Source organism: Pseudomonas sp. MDV22-iso1 (assembly GCF_058145095.1).
Window position 1 is genome coordinate 235677 of sequence record NZ_JBYVMF010000005.1, and the last position, 15323, is coordinate 250999.

At 60.0% G+C, this 15323-nt stretch carries 14 protein-coding genes and 1 pseudogene; 5 read left to right on the plus strand and 10 right to left on the minus strand.

The genetic code is table 11. The annotated features are described in order from the left end of the window. Nucleotides 1-22: 22 nt before the first annotated feature. The 10 genes and pseudogenes from AC3ZVB_RS08960 to AC3ZVB_RS09005 all read right to left on the minus strand — a co-directional run bounded on the left by AC3ZVB_RS08960 (nt 23) and on the right by AC3ZVB_RS09005 (nt 8154). Nucleotides 23-1075 carry an AI-2E family transporter gene (locus tag AC3ZVB_RS08960; RefSeq protein ID WP_162437977.1) on the minus strand — a complete coding sequence of 351 codons (1053 nt, stop codon included), beginning with the start codon at nt 1073-1075 and terminating at the stop codon, nt 23-25. A gap of 66 nt (nt 1076-1141) precedes the next feature. Beyond that, entirely contained in the window at nt 1142-1948 is an 807-nt protein-coding gene (locus tag AC3ZVB_RS08965; protein ID WP_490146331.1) for a DUF4892 domain-containing protein, read from the minus strand. A 62-nt stretch (nt 1949-2010) separates the two neighbouring features. Continuing rightward, nucleotides 2011-2130: pseudogene (locus AC3ZVB_RS08970) on the minus strand (thioredoxin domain-containing protein); the annotation flags it as partial. A gap of 50 nt (nt 2131-2180) precedes the next feature. After that, complete coding sequence (locus AC3ZVB_RS08975) at nt 2181-3035, minus strand: alpha/beta hydrolase (protein ID WP_162437975.1); 855 nt, start codon at nt 3033-3035, stop codon at nt 2181-2183. Next, nucleotides 3032-3838, minus strand: a complete 807-nt coding sequence (locus AC3ZVB_RS08980; protein ID WP_162437974.1) for an alpha/beta fold hydrolase — start codon at nt 3836-3838, stop codon at nt 3032-3034. Before AC3ZVB_RS08980 ends, AC3ZVB_RS08975 begins: the two co-directional genes overlap by 4 nt. Nucleotides 3839-3987: 149 nt before the next feature. Beyond that, nucleotides 3988-4431, minus strand: coding sequence for a hotdog fold thioesterase (locus tag AC3ZVB_RS08985; protein ID WP_162437973.1), 444 nt, complete (start codon nt 4429-4431; stop codon nt 3988-3990). A 32-nt stretch (nt 4432-4463) separates the two neighbouring features. Further along, nucleotides 4464-6131, minus strand: a complete 1668-nt coding sequence (locus tag AC3ZVB_RS08990) for an AMP-binding protein (RefSeq protein ID WP_490146332.1) — start codon at nt 6129-6131, stop codon at nt 4464-4466. A 157-nt stretch (nt 6132-6288) separates the two neighbouring features. Continuing rightward, a complete protein-coding gene (gene sixA / locus AC3ZVB_RS08995) occupies nt 6289-6741 on the minus strand; it encodes a phosphohistidine phosphatase SixA (protein ID WP_162437971.1) in 453 nt (150 codons plus the stop codon). Continuing rightward, complete coding sequence (locus AC3ZVB_RS09000) at nt 6738-7085, minus strand: DUF4389 domain-containing protein (protein WP_162437970.1); 348 nt, start codon at nt 7083-7085, stop codon at nt 6738-6740. Before AC3ZVB_RS09000 ends, sixA begins: the two co-directional genes overlap by 4 nt. Nucleotides 7086-7128: 43 nt before the next feature. After that, the gene (locus AC3ZVB_RS09005) at nt 7129-8154 is read right to left on the minus strand and encodes an NAD(P)H-dependent glycerol-3-phosphate dehydrogenase (RefSeq protein ID WP_162437969.1); all 1026 of its coding nucleotides are present in this window, start codon (nt 8152-8154) and stop codon (nt 7129-7131) included. A gap of 195 nt (nt 8155-8349) precedes the next feature. On the opposite strand from AC3ZVB_RS09005, the gene AC3ZVB_RS09010 reads away from it, so the two are divergent. The 5 genes from AC3ZVB_RS09010 (at nt 8350) to fabB (ending at nt 15300) form a co-directional block, all read left to right on the plus strand. After that, complete coding sequence (locus AC3ZVB_RS09010) at nt 8350-10473, plus strand: TonB-dependent receptor plug domain-containing protein (protein ID WP_490146333.1); 2124 nt, start codon at nt 8350-8352, stop codon at nt 10471-10473. Between the two features lies 1 nt (nt 10474). Then, nucleotides 10475-11407 carry an ABC transporter substrate-binding protein gene (locus AC3ZVB_RS09015; protein ID WP_162437967.1) on the plus strand — a complete coding sequence of 311 codons (933 nt, stop codon included), beginning with the start codon at nt 10475-10477 and terminating at the stop codon, nt 11405-11407. Beyond that, on the plus strand, nt 11404-13305 hold the full coding sequence (locus AC3ZVB_RS09020; protein WP_490146334.1) for an ATP-binding protein: 1902 nt from the start codon (nt 11404-11406) through the stop codon (nt 13303-13305). Before AC3ZVB_RS09015 ends, AC3ZVB_RS09020 begins: the two co-directional genes overlap by 4 nt. Nucleotides 13306-13552: 247 nt before the next feature. Further along, nucleotides 13553-14068: a 3-hydroxyacyl-[acyl-carrier-protein] dehydratase FabA gene (gene fabA, locus AC3ZVB_RS09025; RefSeq protein ID WP_010211704.1), complete on the plus strand. Its 516-nt coding sequence runs from the start codon at nt 13553-13555 to the stop codon at nt 14066-14068. Between the two features lie 11 nt (nt 14069-14079). Then, nucleotides 14080-15300: a beta-ketoacyl-ACP synthase I gene (fabB, locus tag AC3ZVB_RS09030; protein ID WP_054054895.1), complete on the plus strand. Its 1221-nt coding sequence runs from the start codon at nt 14080-14082 to the stop codon at nt 15298-15300. Nucleotides 15301-15323 lie beyond the last annotated feature (23 nt).

Sequence of the window (15323 nt, forward strand, 5' to 3'; positions counted from 1 at the left end):
GCGTCAGGTCCGAAGACAAGACTCAGCGACGATCGTCTACGCGGGCGTGGCTCTTGCTCCAGTCAGTCAACAGGCTGTAAGCCACGGCGAGCAATGTCGGACCGATGAACAAGCCGATGAAGCCAAACGCAATCAGCCCGCCGAACACACCCAGCAGCACAATCACCAACGGCAGGTTCCCGCCTCGACTGATCAGGTAAGGCTTGAGCACGTTGTCCACACCGCTGATGACGAATGTGCCCCAGATCCCGAGGAAGACCGCCATGCCGTACTCACCCTTCCAGGCCAGCCACGCGGTCGCGGGTATCCACACAAGCGGTGGCCCCATGGGAATCAGACTCAACAGGAAGGTCACAATTCCGAGCACCAGGGCCCCGGGAACCCCGGCGATCAGGAACCCGGTCAGCGCCAGTACGGCTTGAGCCGCCGCCGTACCAATCACACCGTTCACCACGCGCTGAACCGTCCCCGCGACCAGTTCGATGTAATAACCGGCACGATCGCCGATCAATCGCTCAAGCAGACCATGAACGAACGCCGCCAATCGCGGACCGTCACGATAAAAGAAGAACACGAAGACAATACTCAAGGTCAGCTCGAGAATACCGCCGCCGATCTGCGCACTGCGCGCCAGCAACCAGTTGCCGACCTGACCCAGGTACGGCTTGACCGCCACCATCATGGCGGCGCCCTGCTCATCGATGCTGTTCCAGATCCCGACCAGACGCTCGCCAACCAACGGAATCGAACCCAGCCAGGTCGGCGCTTCCGGCAGGCCATCGACCTGTACATCCTTGATGAACGCCGTTGCATCACGCACATGATCAGCCAGGTTGAAGCCCAGCCACACCAGCGGTACTGCCACCAGCAACATCCAGCCAAGGGTCAGCAATGCCGCCGCCAGGGATTCGCGACCATTGAGCCAGCGGGTCAGCAAACGCATCAACGGCCAACTGGCAAAAGCCAGCACCGCGCCCCAGAACATTGCCGACCAAAACGGCGCCATCACCCATAAGCTCGCGCCAAACAGCACCAGGAGCAGGATCTGCACCAACAGCCGATCATTGTTGATCATGTACGTCTCGAAAAGTCAGTCAGGAAAGAGTCGGCGAACGCGCATTGCACGTTCGCCTGGTGCAGCTTATCGCAATAGCTCGATGTGCAGGCCAGAGCCTTCGACGCTACCGGTTTCCATCCGTGCCGCTCGCACACCCTGCCCCACCAATGCCTGACGCCAGGCTTCGGCATTTTTCCCGGAAATGCTGACTCGCAGGTTCGTGTCCAGGTTCAAGCCGCGAGACAGCAAACGCAGCCAGGTGTCGTCAGGCGCTTCCGTCAGTTTGGGGAAGTCCAGCGCGCCGGTGCTTTTAAGCTGACGAAGCAAGGTCGCCGAAGTCGGCAATACATCACCCAAGGGTGCCGCCGCGTCGAACTGTTCGACGTGCAGATAGGCTTTACGATTACCGCGAGTGATGCTGTAGAGCGCTACCAGCGTATTGTCCTGCGGTGCCGCCAGGCGCAACAGCAGGTACGCCTGCTGATCGTCGGCGCCATACAGCTTGGCATTGCCAAAGACTTCATTGGCCCACAGGCTGCTCTCACCGCAATCTCGTGCCTGGCACCAGAACAACAGCTCGGCGCCCTGTTTCTGCAAGGTTTCCCGTGCAGCGGTAAAAGCATCAGTAGAGGAATGTTCCGGTGGCAACTCGTAGGTCACCGAGGTGGCTTGCCCCCGGGCAGTGACCTGACCATCGAAGCGCAATTGCCCGCTGATCTTGCGGATCGAACCCAACGGGTAGATCCGTTCAAGCTCCACTGTCGGGCGATAATCGACAATCTGCGCATCGCCCATCCGGGGCAGGATAGGCAGGTCTTGACTGCCTGGAACATCAGCAGCAAATAACAGAGGACTGAAACAGCACAGCGCTAGAAAACTGAAAGAACGCATAGAAAGGCTCATCGGATCAGCATGGCCTGGGCGCCTTTGAAGAAGCTGGCAGGGTAACGCGCAGACTTCTTTTCCTTTTTGTCGATATTCAAGGCGTGCGCCAAGCAGGGCATGCCGGGTTTCTCGAGCACGATAGAGACCTTGTGGCCTTTCGGGGTCGCAGCGGTGTAGAGATCTATCATGGTTGTCTCCCATTTCAACCCGCCCAGCCTCGACAGTTGCCCGGCGCAAGTCAAGGAACGGCGAAGAACCGATTGAAACAGTCTGCGACAAGATCGGCACCGGCCTCATCGTTCAGGTGCAAATGATGACCGCCCGGCAGCTGTTCCCGGCTAAAGGGTAGACGCTCCAGGAGCTCAGTGTGTTTGGCGAGCATGCCGTCAGCAGCCACCACCAGCGTTGCCGGACACCTGACCCGCTGAACGAAGGCCATCGCCTGTTCCGGGCTCAGGCGCAACGGCGAAGGCAGCGTCAGTCGGCTATCGGTCCGCCAGGTGTAACCCCCCGGTACCGGCATCAGCCCTCGTTGAGCGAGCAACTCTGCGGCTTCCCGACTCACCGCCACCAGCCCTTTCATGCGGGCTTCTATGGCGCGGTCCAGGGTGTTGTAGACCGGCTTGCGTTTTTCCCGCAGGTCCAGCTGCGCCTGCAGGGCCATGCCCATACGCTCGGCGGCGTTTTCGCTTTTGTCTGTAGGAGGAATGAGGCCGTCGATCAACGCCAGGTGGGTGACGCGCTCAGGCAACGACCCTGCAATGATCACCGAAGCGATGGCGCCCATGGAATGACCCATCAACGCGAAACGCTTCAATCCCAACTGCTCGGCGACTTGCAGCACATCGTGGGCATAATCCCACATGGCATAACCCGCACCGGGTGGCCGATGACCAGAGTGGCCGTGGCCGGCCATGTCCAGCGCGATGATGCGCAAGCCTTTGAGCTTGGGCGCCAACCGCGCAAAGCTGTTGGCGTTGTCCAGCCAGCCGTGCAAGGCAATGACCGGCAAACCGTCTTCAGGACCGAACAGATGGGCCGCCAACTCGATGTGCGGCAGGCTCAGGCGTACTTCTTCGACGACATGACTCATGCGCAATCCTGCTGACGTCGACCTTCCCAGCGGCTGAACAGGTTTTTCAGCAGTGTGGCAGTGTCCTGAGGGCGTTCGAGGGGAAACATGTGGCCTCCGGGCATCGTCAGGGACTCGCCCAATGGCATGCGTCCGACAGCGCTGGCGTGATGGCGCATGACCACACGACTGCGGTGCCCGCGAACCACCGCCAGCGGCACTTTAAGTTGCCGGGCCAGCCCGGGACTGGTGTGCGGAACACCCCGGTAGATGCTGATTTCCGTCGCAGGGTCGAAACGCAGGCGCAGCGTGTCACCGACCCTGTGCAAACCATGCTGAAGGTACGCGTCCAGGCATTCCGGATCGAAGCTGCGAAAAAGAGTCTTGCCGGCAAAATAGCGACGCGCGCTGTCCAGATCGGTGAATTCTTCCCGGCGTCCCAAAGTGCGGCCGGCGGGTGTCAGGCGATCGATAAAGCCGAAACGCTTGGCCGCGCGAATTACCCATTGATCGGCGCGGGTCAGCACCGGCGAATCAAGCATGACGACCCCGCGATACAGCTCGGGACGACGCAATGCAGCGTGCAGATGAAGGACACCACCGAAGGAATGACCGACGCCCCACACGGGTTCCGCCTGCAACTCCAGATGGTGGATCAACTCATCCACCAGGTTGTACCAGTTATCGTCAGCGGGAAAACGCGGATCGTGGGCGTGCTGCTCCAGATGCGTCACCTGATACTCGGGCGCCAGGGCCGCGAACAATTTGCCGTAGGTCCCGGAAGGAAACCCGTTGGCGTGGGCGAAAAATATCTGTTGCGACATACCGGCAAATCCATGAGCGAAATCAGGCGTTGATTGTCCGTAAGACTGCGTCCTACAGCAATGACCGTATCTGCCAGCATCAGTGACAGTCCGGCCAGCCCCTGTGTAGCCACAGGTTCGCCCGCTGCTGCAGGGGGACGGTTAATAACTTAGCGCGCCGGCGGATTTTCGCCCAGCGGCACCACCGCCATGGTCAGCCGCGAAACGCAACTCGCCTTGCCCTCATCACTGCTCAGGCGGATATCCCACACATGCGTGGTACGGCCGATGTGAATCGCCTTGGCCACGGCGGTCACTCGGCCGCTGCGCAATCCGCGCAAATGGTTCGCGTTGATCTCCAGGCCCACGCAGTAAAACTTGCTGGCGTCGATGCACAGGTAACTGGCCATCGATCCCACGCTTTCAGCCAGCACCACAGAAGCGCCGCCATGCAGCAAACCGTAGGGTTGGTGAGTACGGTGGTCGATGACCATGCTGGCGGTCAGGGACTCATCGTCGAACGCTTCAAAGCGAATATCCAGGACTTCGCCAATGGTGTTTTTCTGGATCGCGTTCAACTGCTCGATATTGGGAGTGGTACGCCACAAGCTCATTGCTGACATCCTTTGTTGGTTTTGTTCGTGAATCAATCCTGCCACAGCACGGTCTCGCTGCGCTCGCTCCATTCTTCAAACCGCGCACCGTACGCCGCTTCGATCACGTTGCGCTTGATCTTGAGGGTCGGCGTCAGAAAGCCGTTTTCCACCGCCCAGCTGTCCTTGACCACCACCAGCCTGCGCAGGCGTTCATGCTTATCGAGGGCGCCGTTGACCTCCTCCAGCAGCCTTTCCAGACTCGAATGCAGGCCGGCACGCGCATTACTGCCCGCGTCCTGCTGGCCAACCGCGGACAGCACGCATAACCCCAGCGGCGCGGTCAGCCCGTCGCCCACCACGCACACCTGTTCGATCCGCGAATGCACCGCCAGGCGATTTTCGATCGGGGCCGGGGCCACGTATTTACCTTTGCTGGTCTTGAAGATTTCCTTGAGTCGCCCGGTCAGGCGCAGATTGCCTTCAGCATCCTCCTCACCTTTATCACCGGTGCGCAGGAAGCCATCCTCGGTGAGGGTGTCAGCGGTTTTTTCCGGTTCCTTGAAATAGCCCAGCATGGTGGCGCCGCTGCGAACCAGTACCTCACCCGAGGGTTCTATCCGCACCTCGACCTCCGGGCACGGCTTGCCGATCCAGCCGGGTTTGTTCTGACCGGGAAGGCAGATGTGCGAGTAGCCACAGCTTTCAGTCATACCGTAGACCTCCAGCACATCCAGCCCGAGTTTGCGGTACCACAGCAGCAAACTCTGGGGCACGGGCGCGGCGCCGGACAACGCGATACGCAATGCATCCAGCCCCAGCCCCGCGAGGACTTTATGCCCTACCCGCTTGCCGATGATTGGCAAGCCGAGCAAAAAGTCGAGGCGCTTTGCCGGAATCTTGCTGTACACGCCCATCTGGAATTTGGTCCAGATTCGCGGCACGCCAAACAATGCAGTCGGTCGCGCGCGCTGCAGATCCGTCAGGAAGGTGTCGAGGCTTTCAGCAAAGAAAACTGTTTGTCCGGTGTAGATAGACGCCATTTCGACGAACATCCGCTCGGCAACGTGGCACAGCGGCAGATAGGACAGCAGTCGATCTGCCTCGTTGAGTCCAAACAGCTGCGTGCCACGAGTGGCGGCGAACCCCAGATTGCCGAAGCTGTGCATGACACCTTTGGGCATGCCCGTGGTGCCGGAGGTGTAGATGATGGTTGCCAGTTGATCGGCGGCAGGCTTGGGGTCGTCCTGGATCGGTGAGCTTGCCTGCAAGTCAGCCCAGCTGAAATCGAAGGTTCCAGGAGGATGCAGCGGCAGACTGATCGTCGGCAGATCCGATTGGATACCTCGGGACATGCCTGGCCAGTCATCGAGCTTGCCAATGAACGCCAGCACGGCTTCGGAGTGTTCCAGTACCTGTGCCACGGATTCAGCGGTCAGGTTGGGGTACAGCGGAACGGATACATGCCCGGCCATCCAGATCGCCAGGTCGGCAATGATCCAGTGCGCGCAGTTCTTCGAGATCAGCGCGATATGGCTGCCTTGGGGCAATTCCCGCGCCCGCAGCCAATGGGCGGCACAGCGGGCCTGATGGCCGACGTCGGCCCAGGTCAGTGTTTCGACCTGGCCTCCACCCACAGGCTGAACCAGAAAACGCTGGCGGGGATGATGGGCTTCACGCTCGTAGAAGACGTCCAGTGGCAATCGAATAGCGGCAGACATGCGACTCGCTCCTGTTTTTGTTCTGGAGCAAGCGTAGTCAACCAAGCGGTTGCTTGGTTAACTATTTGAGGACAAAAACTGGATCAACGGATTGCAGCCTGAGGTAACGCCTACAGGGAAAATACCAGGCGCTGCCGCAGGGTGGATCTTTCAACGTTCAAGGGTGCTTGATGCCATTGAGCTTCATTGCGCCCGCCACTGGCAGATCACCCTCAAGCTCTGCAAGGCCCGCGGTTTTCACCGCTTCGGGTTCCTGAACATGACCGTGCTGCAAATAACCCAGCAGATTGCCCACCAGCGGGTTATGGCTGACCAGCAATGCGTAGTCCACGGAGACCAACTGTTCGGCCACCGCTTGAGGGCGGTTGTCGGGGGTCAGCCATTCGACAGTACGGATCTCAGGCTCGAACCCCAACGCTTCGCGAACCAGCATTGCCGTCTCCTGCGCTCGCAGGTAAGGGCTGGCATAGATCGCTGAGATTGGCTGGCCAATCAACTTGGCAGCGCTGCGCAGCACTTCTTCACGACCATGAGCGGTCAGTGCTCGCTCGGAATCTGGCCGCGTGCCATGTGGCTCGGCTTCACCATGACGCAATACCCAGAGTTTCATAGTTTGGGTTCCTCATCTCGGACCGGGTGCGGTGCTGGCGGCACGGCGTGCGGCGCTTCACCTTCCGGAGTACGCGGCGTTGGCCAGTCGGCGAACGGCCAGGGTTTCTGGTCGCTGTGGAAGCTGCCGAAACGACCGATCTGCGCCAAAAACTGGCTCAGGCTGTCGCCGAAGTTCATCAGGCTGGCGCTCGGGGCACCATAGATCAAACGATAGATCAGCTGGACCAGCACCACGGCGCCCAAAATGAACTGGGCCACTTGCCAGACCAGCACGTAAATGAGCATCCACAAGACGCGCAGCAGGATGGACTCGTATTTTGCTTCTACTTTCGGATCGTTCATGTCTCGCTCCCTGACTCTGTAGATGGGGTCGCTGCGGAAAAATTCAGTTAAAACCACTGGTGGAAATAAAGTCGACGTCGGTTTTCGGTTCGCCGCGCATCAATAGCCCAATGACCTGCTCCAGCGTGCGCCCCTCAAACAGGATCGCATGCAGCCCCGCGACCAGCGGCATATACACCCCCACTTCCTGGGCTTTGGCCTTGAGGACTTTGAGCGTGTTCACACCTTCGGCGACTTCCCCAAGACGCGTCACCGCGTCCTCCAGGCTCAAACCCTGACCCAAGGCGAAACCGACCTGATAGTTGCGGCTTTTCGGCGATGAGCAAGTAACGATCAAATCGCCCACGCCCGCCAGGCCAAGAAAGGTCATCGGATTGGCGCCCTGATTCACCGCAAAGCGGGTCATTTCCGCCAGCGCCCGCGTGATCAGCATGCTCTTGGTGTTTTCGCCCATGCCCAACGCAACGGCCATGCCGGCAATAATCGCGTAGACGTTCTTCAACGCCCCGCCCAGTTCCACGCCGAAGCGGTCGGCGCTGGCGTACACGCGGAAAGTCCGGCCGTGCAAGGCCGCCTGAACGCGCTGGCACAACTCTTCATCTTCGCTGGCGACGACGGTGGCGGTCAGGGCATGTTCGGCGATTTCGCGGGCCAGGTTCGGCCCGGAAAGCACGCCAATGCGGGCTTGCGGGGCGATCTCTTCGAGGATCTCGCTCATCAGTTTGAACGTGTGGGCTTCGATCCCTTTGGTCAGGCTCACCAACAACTTGCCGCTCAAGCGCTCGGCGTGCGGGACGAGTACCGACCGCAACGCGCTGGACGGCAGTGCGACGAAGCACAGGTCGCAGGCTTCCAGCGTGGCTTGCAAGTCAGTGACAGGCTCCACGGCCGGCAGGATCTTGATGCCTTTGAGGTAACGCGGGTTCTCGCGATTGACCCGAATGGCCTCGGCCTGGTCGGGATCTCGCATCCACTGTCGGACCTGGTGCCCGTTCTCGGCCAGAAGATTGGCCACGGCGGTACCAAAACTTCCGCCTCCCAGTACCGCGATTGGGCGCTGTTCAGTCATATGTAATCCGTTTATCCATACAGTGGCGATGCCGGCATTATACGGAGCGTCCGGGTCGCGGCCAGCCCTCGCGACAATTACCCGCATCAGTTGGAAGAAGACCCATGAAACCCGGGAAAATGCCGGCATTGTGACTGGATAATTCAATCGGCTCGGTTACCATGCGCGCCAGTTAATCACTATCAAGGATGTGTTGTGTCAATTGGCGCTACGTCACCTCGCTCGCCGCTGGTCCTGGCGCTGGTCTTCAGCTCGCCCTTGATGGCTGACGACTTGTTCCTCGACAGCGAGCCGCTCCCGCAGATTCTGACGGCGACGCGGCTCAAACAGTCGCCAGCTGCGGTACCTGGCAGCATAACGGTGATCGACAGCCAACTGATCAATGCCAGCGGCGCGCGGGACATCAGTGAGTTGCTGCGCCTGGTGCCGGGGATGATGGTCGGTAACATCAACGGCAATCAGCCAGCGGTGAATTACCACGGCACCAACGCTACCGCAGCGCGACGCATGCAGGTGCTGATCGATGGCCGTTCGGTATACCGCGCAGGCCTGGCTACGGTGGACTGGAGCGACATCGCGGTCGCCATGGAGGACATCGAACGCATCGAAGTATTCCGCGGCCCGAACACCGTCAGCTATGGCGCCAATGCGTTGATGGCCGTGGTCAACATCATCACGCGCAACCCGGCCGACAGCCATGGCACACGGATGAAAGTCACCCGGGGTCAGCGCGGCATCAACGACTTTTACGCCAGCCAGGGCACCGGCTGGGACGGTGGAGACTTGCGCCTTTCCCTGTCAGGCCTGCAGGACGACGGCTTCGACTCGGATCGCAACGGTGCCGATTATCGCGACAGTCGTCGCCTGAACCGATTCAATCTCGCCGTCAGTCAGGCACTCGACGAACGACAAAGCATCGATTGGCAATTGAATGCCAAGGACGGGACGAACCAGCGGCCTTACACCTACCGCCCGGTGTTCTCGGGGATTACCGATGCCGGTAACAATGCCGATGCCATCGCCAAGTCATACGCGGGCTCGTTGCGCTGGAACCTGGACATCAATCCCGATCACAGCCTGTATGTCCAGGGCACAGCCCAGCACTGGGATCGACAGCAGACGTGGCGCGCCTGCGATGCCGAACTGTCCTTCAGCCCGGAATTGACCCGGCTCTGGCAGCTCAACCCCAATTACACCGAACGCCTGGCGCGCAATATCGAGCGCTTCACCGGTCAAGGCGCCGCGCCAGGGACCGCTCAGGAACGGGACCTGGCCAATCAAGTGCTGGATCAATGGAAGCACGGGGCCCGCAAGACCTTGTGTGGCGACATCGACCAAAGCTCCCGGGAATCGCGCTACGAACTCGAACTGCAAGACACGCTTAGCCTGTCCGAGAGTCTGCGTCTGGTCAGTGGCATGAACTATCGTTACGACCGGGCCGATTCCGATACCTACTTCAATGGCACGCTCGACGACACCACCTGGCGGACATTTGGCCAACTCGAGTGGCGCGCCACCGAGCACTGGCTGCTTCAGGGTGGAGCGATGTTCGAGGACACACGGTTGAGCGGCAGTTCGCTGACGCCGCGCGTCGCGGTCAATTACCTGATCAATCCGCGTCATGGCCTGCGGGCGGTGTATTCCGAAGCCGTGCGATCGCCGGACATGTTCGAGAACAACGTCAACTGGAGCTACCGGGTGACCAATCTGAAGCCAGGCGCCTACGGACAGTCCAGCGCCCGCTATTTCGTCAGGACCCGCGGCCCCGGTGATCTCGACCAGGAACACATGCGCTCCAGAGAATTGGGCTACAACGGCTATTTCGCCGAACAGGGGCTAGCCGTTGATGTGAAGTTCTTCTACGACGAAATCACCGGCATGATCAGCGAACCCCTGCGCAACAATCAGTACATTGCCAGCAACGCTAACACGGCACGTTTTACCGGGGCTGAAACGCAGTTCGACTGGAACATCAGCCGCGCCGACCGCCTGCGCCTGACCTACGCCTATGTCGACGCCCAGACGAGCAATCCGCTGGATGAGCAACAGACCGCGCGCAACAGTGGTTCCGCCGGCTGGTTGCGTGACTGGGGCAAAGGCTGGAGCAGTGCACTTTTTTACTATGGCGATGACGCGCTCAACGGCTACCGCTTCGAGAGGTTCGACGCCCGTATCGCCAAGCGCATCCAGTTCGGCAAGGCTCATCTGGAACTGGCCGGCGTGATGCAGCAGCGCCTCGACCATCAACCCACCACCTTCGTCGATAACAATTATGACGAGCGTCGTGTGATGTACTTCAGCGCGGAGCTGGAGTTTTAAGATGTCGCGCTGCCGGCCACGCAAGACGCCAACCTTTGGCCGCCTGCTGGTCGGGTTGTGCCTGCTGTTTGCCGGTCTGCTGAGTCATTTTTCGGCGAACTCTGCCGACATTCTGCTGATCGGCGCAGAGGACAGCCCCGGCATGCAGACCTTCACCACGGCCCTGAAAGAGACACGCCCGCACGACACTGTGCGTTTTGAACCACTGGCCAACCTGTCGCTGCCGGGCAAACTGCCGGTCAATACGCGCTTGATCCTCCTCGACCTGCCGAGCCTGGACTGGCGCCTGCAAGACACCGAGGGGCCGCCAACACTGGTGCTGCGGATCAGCCGTCTGCAAGCGCGTCTTCGACTGGGTACCACCCTGCCTTCGCACCTGAGCCTGTTATGGAGTGATCCTCCGCTGGATCGGCAACTGCGCCTCACACAAATCCTGTTGCCTCAGGCCCGGCGCATTGGTGTCCTTTTCGACCAGCACAGCGCATTTCTACTGAAAGAACTCCGCCAGGCGGCCGTGCCATTGGGCCTTGAGATTGTGGCCGAGCACTGGGACGACACCAATGACAGCCGTCCCTTGCAAACCTTGCTGAAAAACAGCGACGTGCTACTCGGGCTTGACGATCCTGACCTGTACAACCCCAAAACGGCGAAGAACCTGTTGCTCAGCAGTTACACACGGCACACCGCCCTGATTGGCCCCAACGCCGCGTTCGTCAAGGCCGGCAGCCTTGCCAGCACCTACAGCGATCAGAACGACTGGCTGACGATTCTCGACCAAATGCTCGATCGCCCGCCCGCCACGTGGCCGCGCACGCTCTATCCAAATCGCTTCAAGGTATTGAGTAACCCGCAGGTGGCTCGTTCATTAGGTGTTGAACAGATAGATGAAGCTTCTGTCGTAACCCAGTTGGCCGCAGGAGAACGCCGTCCGTGACATTCCACCGTCGTTGGGACATCAACACTCGAACCCAGATCATCAGCCTCGGCCCTGCCCTGTTGCTGACGTTGCTGTTGATCAGCTTCTTCACGTTCGTGCGAATCCAGGACCTGCGCCAGGAGCTCAACCACACCGGACAGTTGATCGCCAACCAGTTGGCGCCGGCCACCGAGTACGGGGTGATCTCGGGCAACAATGAGGTACTCGAAAGTCTGCTCAAGGCGACCCTGGCCACACCCAACGTCCGCTTTCTGGAGGTTCAGGACAGTGCCAACCGGATTCTGGTGTACGTCGAGCACCCTTCGGAAACCCACACTCGCTCACAACAGGTCGAAGTGTTCCAGGCGCCGGTACGGTTGCAACGGATCGCTCTGAGCACCGATTTCTTCCAGAACAGCCGCGTCGCCAACCTGGCCCCGAACGAGGATTATCTGGGCCGGGTCATCGTGGGGCTGTCCAATGACGCCTTCAGCCAGCGCCAACAGGAAATCCTGCTCAAGGCCGCCATCCTGGCGCTGTTCGCGCTGCTGTTTACCTTCCTGATCGCCCGGCGACTGGCGGGCAGCCTCTCCCAACCCATTCGCGATATCGGTCATGCCGTGAAGGCGATTCAGGACGGCGACTACAAAACCCCGCTGCCCATTGTCGACGACACTGAACTGGGCGCGCTGTCACAGCACATCAACAACCTGGCAAACGGTCTCGAGCAAGCCAGCCGCGAACAGCATCAGGCGATGGCGCAACTGATCCAGACCCGCGAGGAGGCGGAAAAAGCCAACAACGCAAAATCCGACTTCCTCGCGATGATGAGCCACGAATTGCGCACCCCGATGAACGGTGTTCTGGGCATGCTGCAGCTGCTGGAAACCACACAAATGACCGAGGAGCAGGTCGAATATGCGGCGCTCGCCTCGGAGTCCACCGAGCACCTGCTCAAGGTGATCAACGACATCCTCGACTTCTCGCGCATCGAGCGTGCGGAGCTGGACCTTGAACATATTCCATTCAATCTCGCGGACCTGATCAGCAGCTGCGCCCAAGCGTTCCAGCACAGTGCCGTGCAACGCGGGCTCGACCTCTCACTGCAGATCCCCGAGGACATGCACACGCTACAGGTCCAGGGCGACCCGACGCGCATCCGGCAGATTCTGGTGAACCTGATGGGTAACGCGCTGAAGTTCACCGAGCACGGGCGCGTCAGCATCGAGCCGCAATGGCAGTCGCTGGATCATGAGCTGCTGTGGTTTACCTGCACCGTTCGCGACAGCGGCATCGGGATTTCGGCCGAAAGCCTGGAGCTGATGTTCAACGCGTTTCAGCAAGCCGACAGTTCCATTTCACGGCGCTATGGCGGTACCGGCCTAGGCCTGTCGATTGCCCGAACGCTGGCGGAACGCATGGGTGGCACGTTGCGGGCCCAGAGCGAAGAAGGTTTGGGTTCGGTGTTTACGCTGGAAATTCCACTGGCGCTGTTCAAACAGAAGATGCCAGTGCCAGCGCCGCGAGTACCCGCGGCCAACAACAACGGAAATGGCCGCAATGTACTGCTGGTGGAAGACAACCCGGTGAATCAGACGGTCATCGAAGCCATGTTGCGCAGCCTGGGTTTTACCGTCAGCGTCGCGACCGATGGTGCGCAGGCCGTGCGCAGCGCCGAGAGCCTGATCTTCGAAGCGATCCTGATGGATTGCCGGTTGCCGATCATGGACGGCTACGAGGCGACCCGTCAGATTCGCCAATTACCCGGTTGCAGCGACGTGCCAATCATCGCCCTGACAGCCAACGCTCTGCAGGGCGACCGTGAAGCCTGTTTATCGGCGGGCATGAACGATTACCTGGCCAAGCCCTTCAAACGAACTGACCTACAGCAAATTCTGCAACGCTGGCTGCAGTAGTGCAGGCCTTTCGACCATCTGCGACTGGCGTGAAAGGCGAAAGTGCGGCAGTCTTAGGCACCCGAACAGGCCCGAAAAGGGGCTTGAAAAATAATTTCAGTGCACAAGTGTACATTCATGTCCTTGGCGCTGTGACTTTCACCACAACGCAATAGTCTATGAGTAGGCTGCTGATTCGAGGCATGAACGCTTCGATCGGCCGGGAAGATTCGCCCCACCTGCCGCATGGGATTATTGAGGAGCTCGCATGACCAAACAAAACGCCTTTACTCGGGAAGACCTGCTGCGCTGCAGTCGCGGTGAGCTGTTCGGCCCAGGTAACGCGCAACTGCCCGCCCCGAACATGCTGATGGTGGATCGCATCACCCATATCAGCGAAGAAGGCGGCAAGTACGGCAAAGGTGAATTGGTCGCCGAGCTGGATATCACCCCGGACCTGTGGTTCTTCGCTTGCCATTTCGAAGGCGATCCGGTGATGCCAGGCTGCCTGGGCCTTGATGCCATGTGGCAACTGGTCGGCTTCTTCCTCGGTTGGCAAGGTCTGCCGGGCCGCGGTCGCGCCCTGGGTTCGGGCGAAGTGAAGTTCTTTGGTCAGGTTCTGCCGACCGCCAAAAAAGTTACGTATAACATTCAGATTAAACGCGTCCTGAAGGGCAAGCTGAACCTGGCCATCGCCGACGGTTCGGTCAGTGTCGACGGCCGCGAGATCTACACCGCCGAAGGCCTTCGGGTCGGCGTTTTCACCTCCACTGACAACTTCTAAGGGTTATCCGCATGCGCCGCGTCGTTATCACTGGTCTGGGCATCGTTTCGTGCCTGGGCAATGACAAAGAGACCGTCTCCGCTAACCTGCGTGCAAGTCGCCCTGGCATCCGGTTCAACCCGGAATATGCCGAAATGGGTCTGCGTAGCCAGGTTTCCGGCTCCATTGACCTTCCCCTCGAAGAGCTGATCGATCGCAAGATCTATCGCTTCGTCGGCCACGCGGCGGCTTACGCCTACCTGGCCATGAAAGACGCCATCACCGACTCCGGTCTGACCGATGAGCAAGTCTCCAACCCGCGCACTGGCTTGATCGCCGGTTCCGGTGGTGCCTCCACGCTGAACCAGATGGAAGCACTGGACATCCTGCGCGAGAAAGGCGTGAAACGCGTTGGCCCATACCGTGTGACACGGACCATGAGCAGCACCGTTTCCGCTTGCCTGGCCACGCCGTTCAAGATCAAGGGCCTGAACTACTCCATCGCTTCTGCCTGCGCCACCAGTGCTCACTGCATCGGTACCGCCATGGAACAGATCCAGATGGGCAAGCAGGACATCGTGTTCGCCGGCGGCGGTGAAGAAGAGCATTGGAGCCAGTCGTTCCTGTTCGACGCCATGGGCGCATTGTCCAGCCAGTACAACGAAACCCCGGAAAAAGCTTCCCGTGCCTACGACGCCAAGCGTGACGGTTTCGTCATTGCCGGCGGTGGCGGCATGGTCGTTGTCGAAGAGCTGGAACACGCTCTGGCTCGCGGCGCGAAGATCTACGCGGAAATCGTTGGCTACGGCGCGACCTCCGACGGCTACGACATGGTCGCTCCAAGCGGCGAAGGTGCCATCCGCTGCATGCAGATGGCCATGTCCACCGTCGATACGCCGATCGACTACCTGAACACCCACGGCACTTCGACTCCGGTCGGCGATGTCGCGGAGATGAAAGGTGTGCGTGAAGTATTCGGTGCCAATGCTCCGGCCATCAGCTCCACCAAGAGCCTGTCGGGTCACTCCCTGGGCGCCGCCGGCGTTCACGAAGCGATCTACTGCATGCTGATGATGGAAGGCAACTTCATGGCGGGTTCCGCCAACATCGACGAACTGGACCCGGAAGTGGCTGACATGCCAATCCTGACCAAGACTCGCGAAGACGCCACCATCAACACCGTGATGAGCAACAGCTTTGGTTTCGGTGGCACTAACGCTACCTTGGTACTGAAGCGCTGGGCCGGTAAGTAATACCCGCCCTGCTACGCCGCACA

Excerpts from the sequence above, each read along its gene's own strand:
- AC3ZVB_RS09000 (WP_162437970.1), bottom strand. The coding sequence starts at position 7,085 with ATGAACGATCCGAAAGTAGAAGCAAAATACGAGTCCATCCTGCTGCGC.
- AC3ZVB_RS08980 (WP_162437974.1), bottom strand. The coding sequence starts at position 3,838 with ATGTCGCAACAGATATTTTTCGCCCACGCCAACGGGTTTCCTTCCGGG.
- AC3ZVB_RS08990 (WP_490146332.1), bottom strand. The coding sequence starts at position 6,131 with ATGTCTGCCGCTATTCGATTGCCACTGGACGTCTTCTACGAGCGTGAA.
- AC3ZVB_RS08975 (WP_162437975.1), bottom strand. The coding sequence starts at position 3,035 with ATGAGTCATGTCGTCGAAGAAGTACGCCTGAGCCTGCCGCACATCGAG.
- AC3ZVB_RS08965 (WP_490146331.1), bottom strand. The coding sequence starts at position 1,948 with ATGCGTTCTTTCAGTTTTCTAGCGCTGTGCTGTTTCAGTCCTCTGTTA.
- AC3ZVB_RS09015 (WP_162437967.1), top strand. The coding sequence starts at position 10,475 with ATGTCGCGCTGCCGGCCACGCAAGACGCCAACCTTTGGCCGCCTGCTG.
- AC3ZVB_RS08985 (WP_162437973.1), bottom strand. The coding sequence starts at position 4,431 with ATGAGCTTGTGGCGTACCACTCCCAATATCGAGCAGTTGAACGCGATC.
- sixA (WP_162437971.1), bottom strand. The coding sequence starts at position 6,741 with ATGAAACTCTGGGTATTGCGTCATGGTGAAGCCGAGCCACATGGCACG.
- AC3ZVB_RS09005 (WP_162437969.1), bottom strand. The coding sequence starts at position 8,154 with ATGACTGAACAGCGCCCAATCGCGGTACTGGGAGGCGGAAGTTTTGGT.
- AC3ZVB_RS08960 (WP_162437977.1), bottom strand. The coding sequence starts at position 1,075 with ATGATCAACAATGATCGGCTGTTGGTGCAGATCCTGCTCCTGGTGCTG.
- fabA (WP_010211704.1), top strand. The coding sequence starts at position 13,553 with ATGACCAAACAAAACGCCTTTACTCGGGAAGACCTGCTGCGCTGCAGT.
- fabB (WP_054054895.1), top strand. The coding sequence starts at position 14,080 with ATGCGCCGCGTCGTTATCACTGGTCTGGGCATCGTTTCGTGCCTGGGC.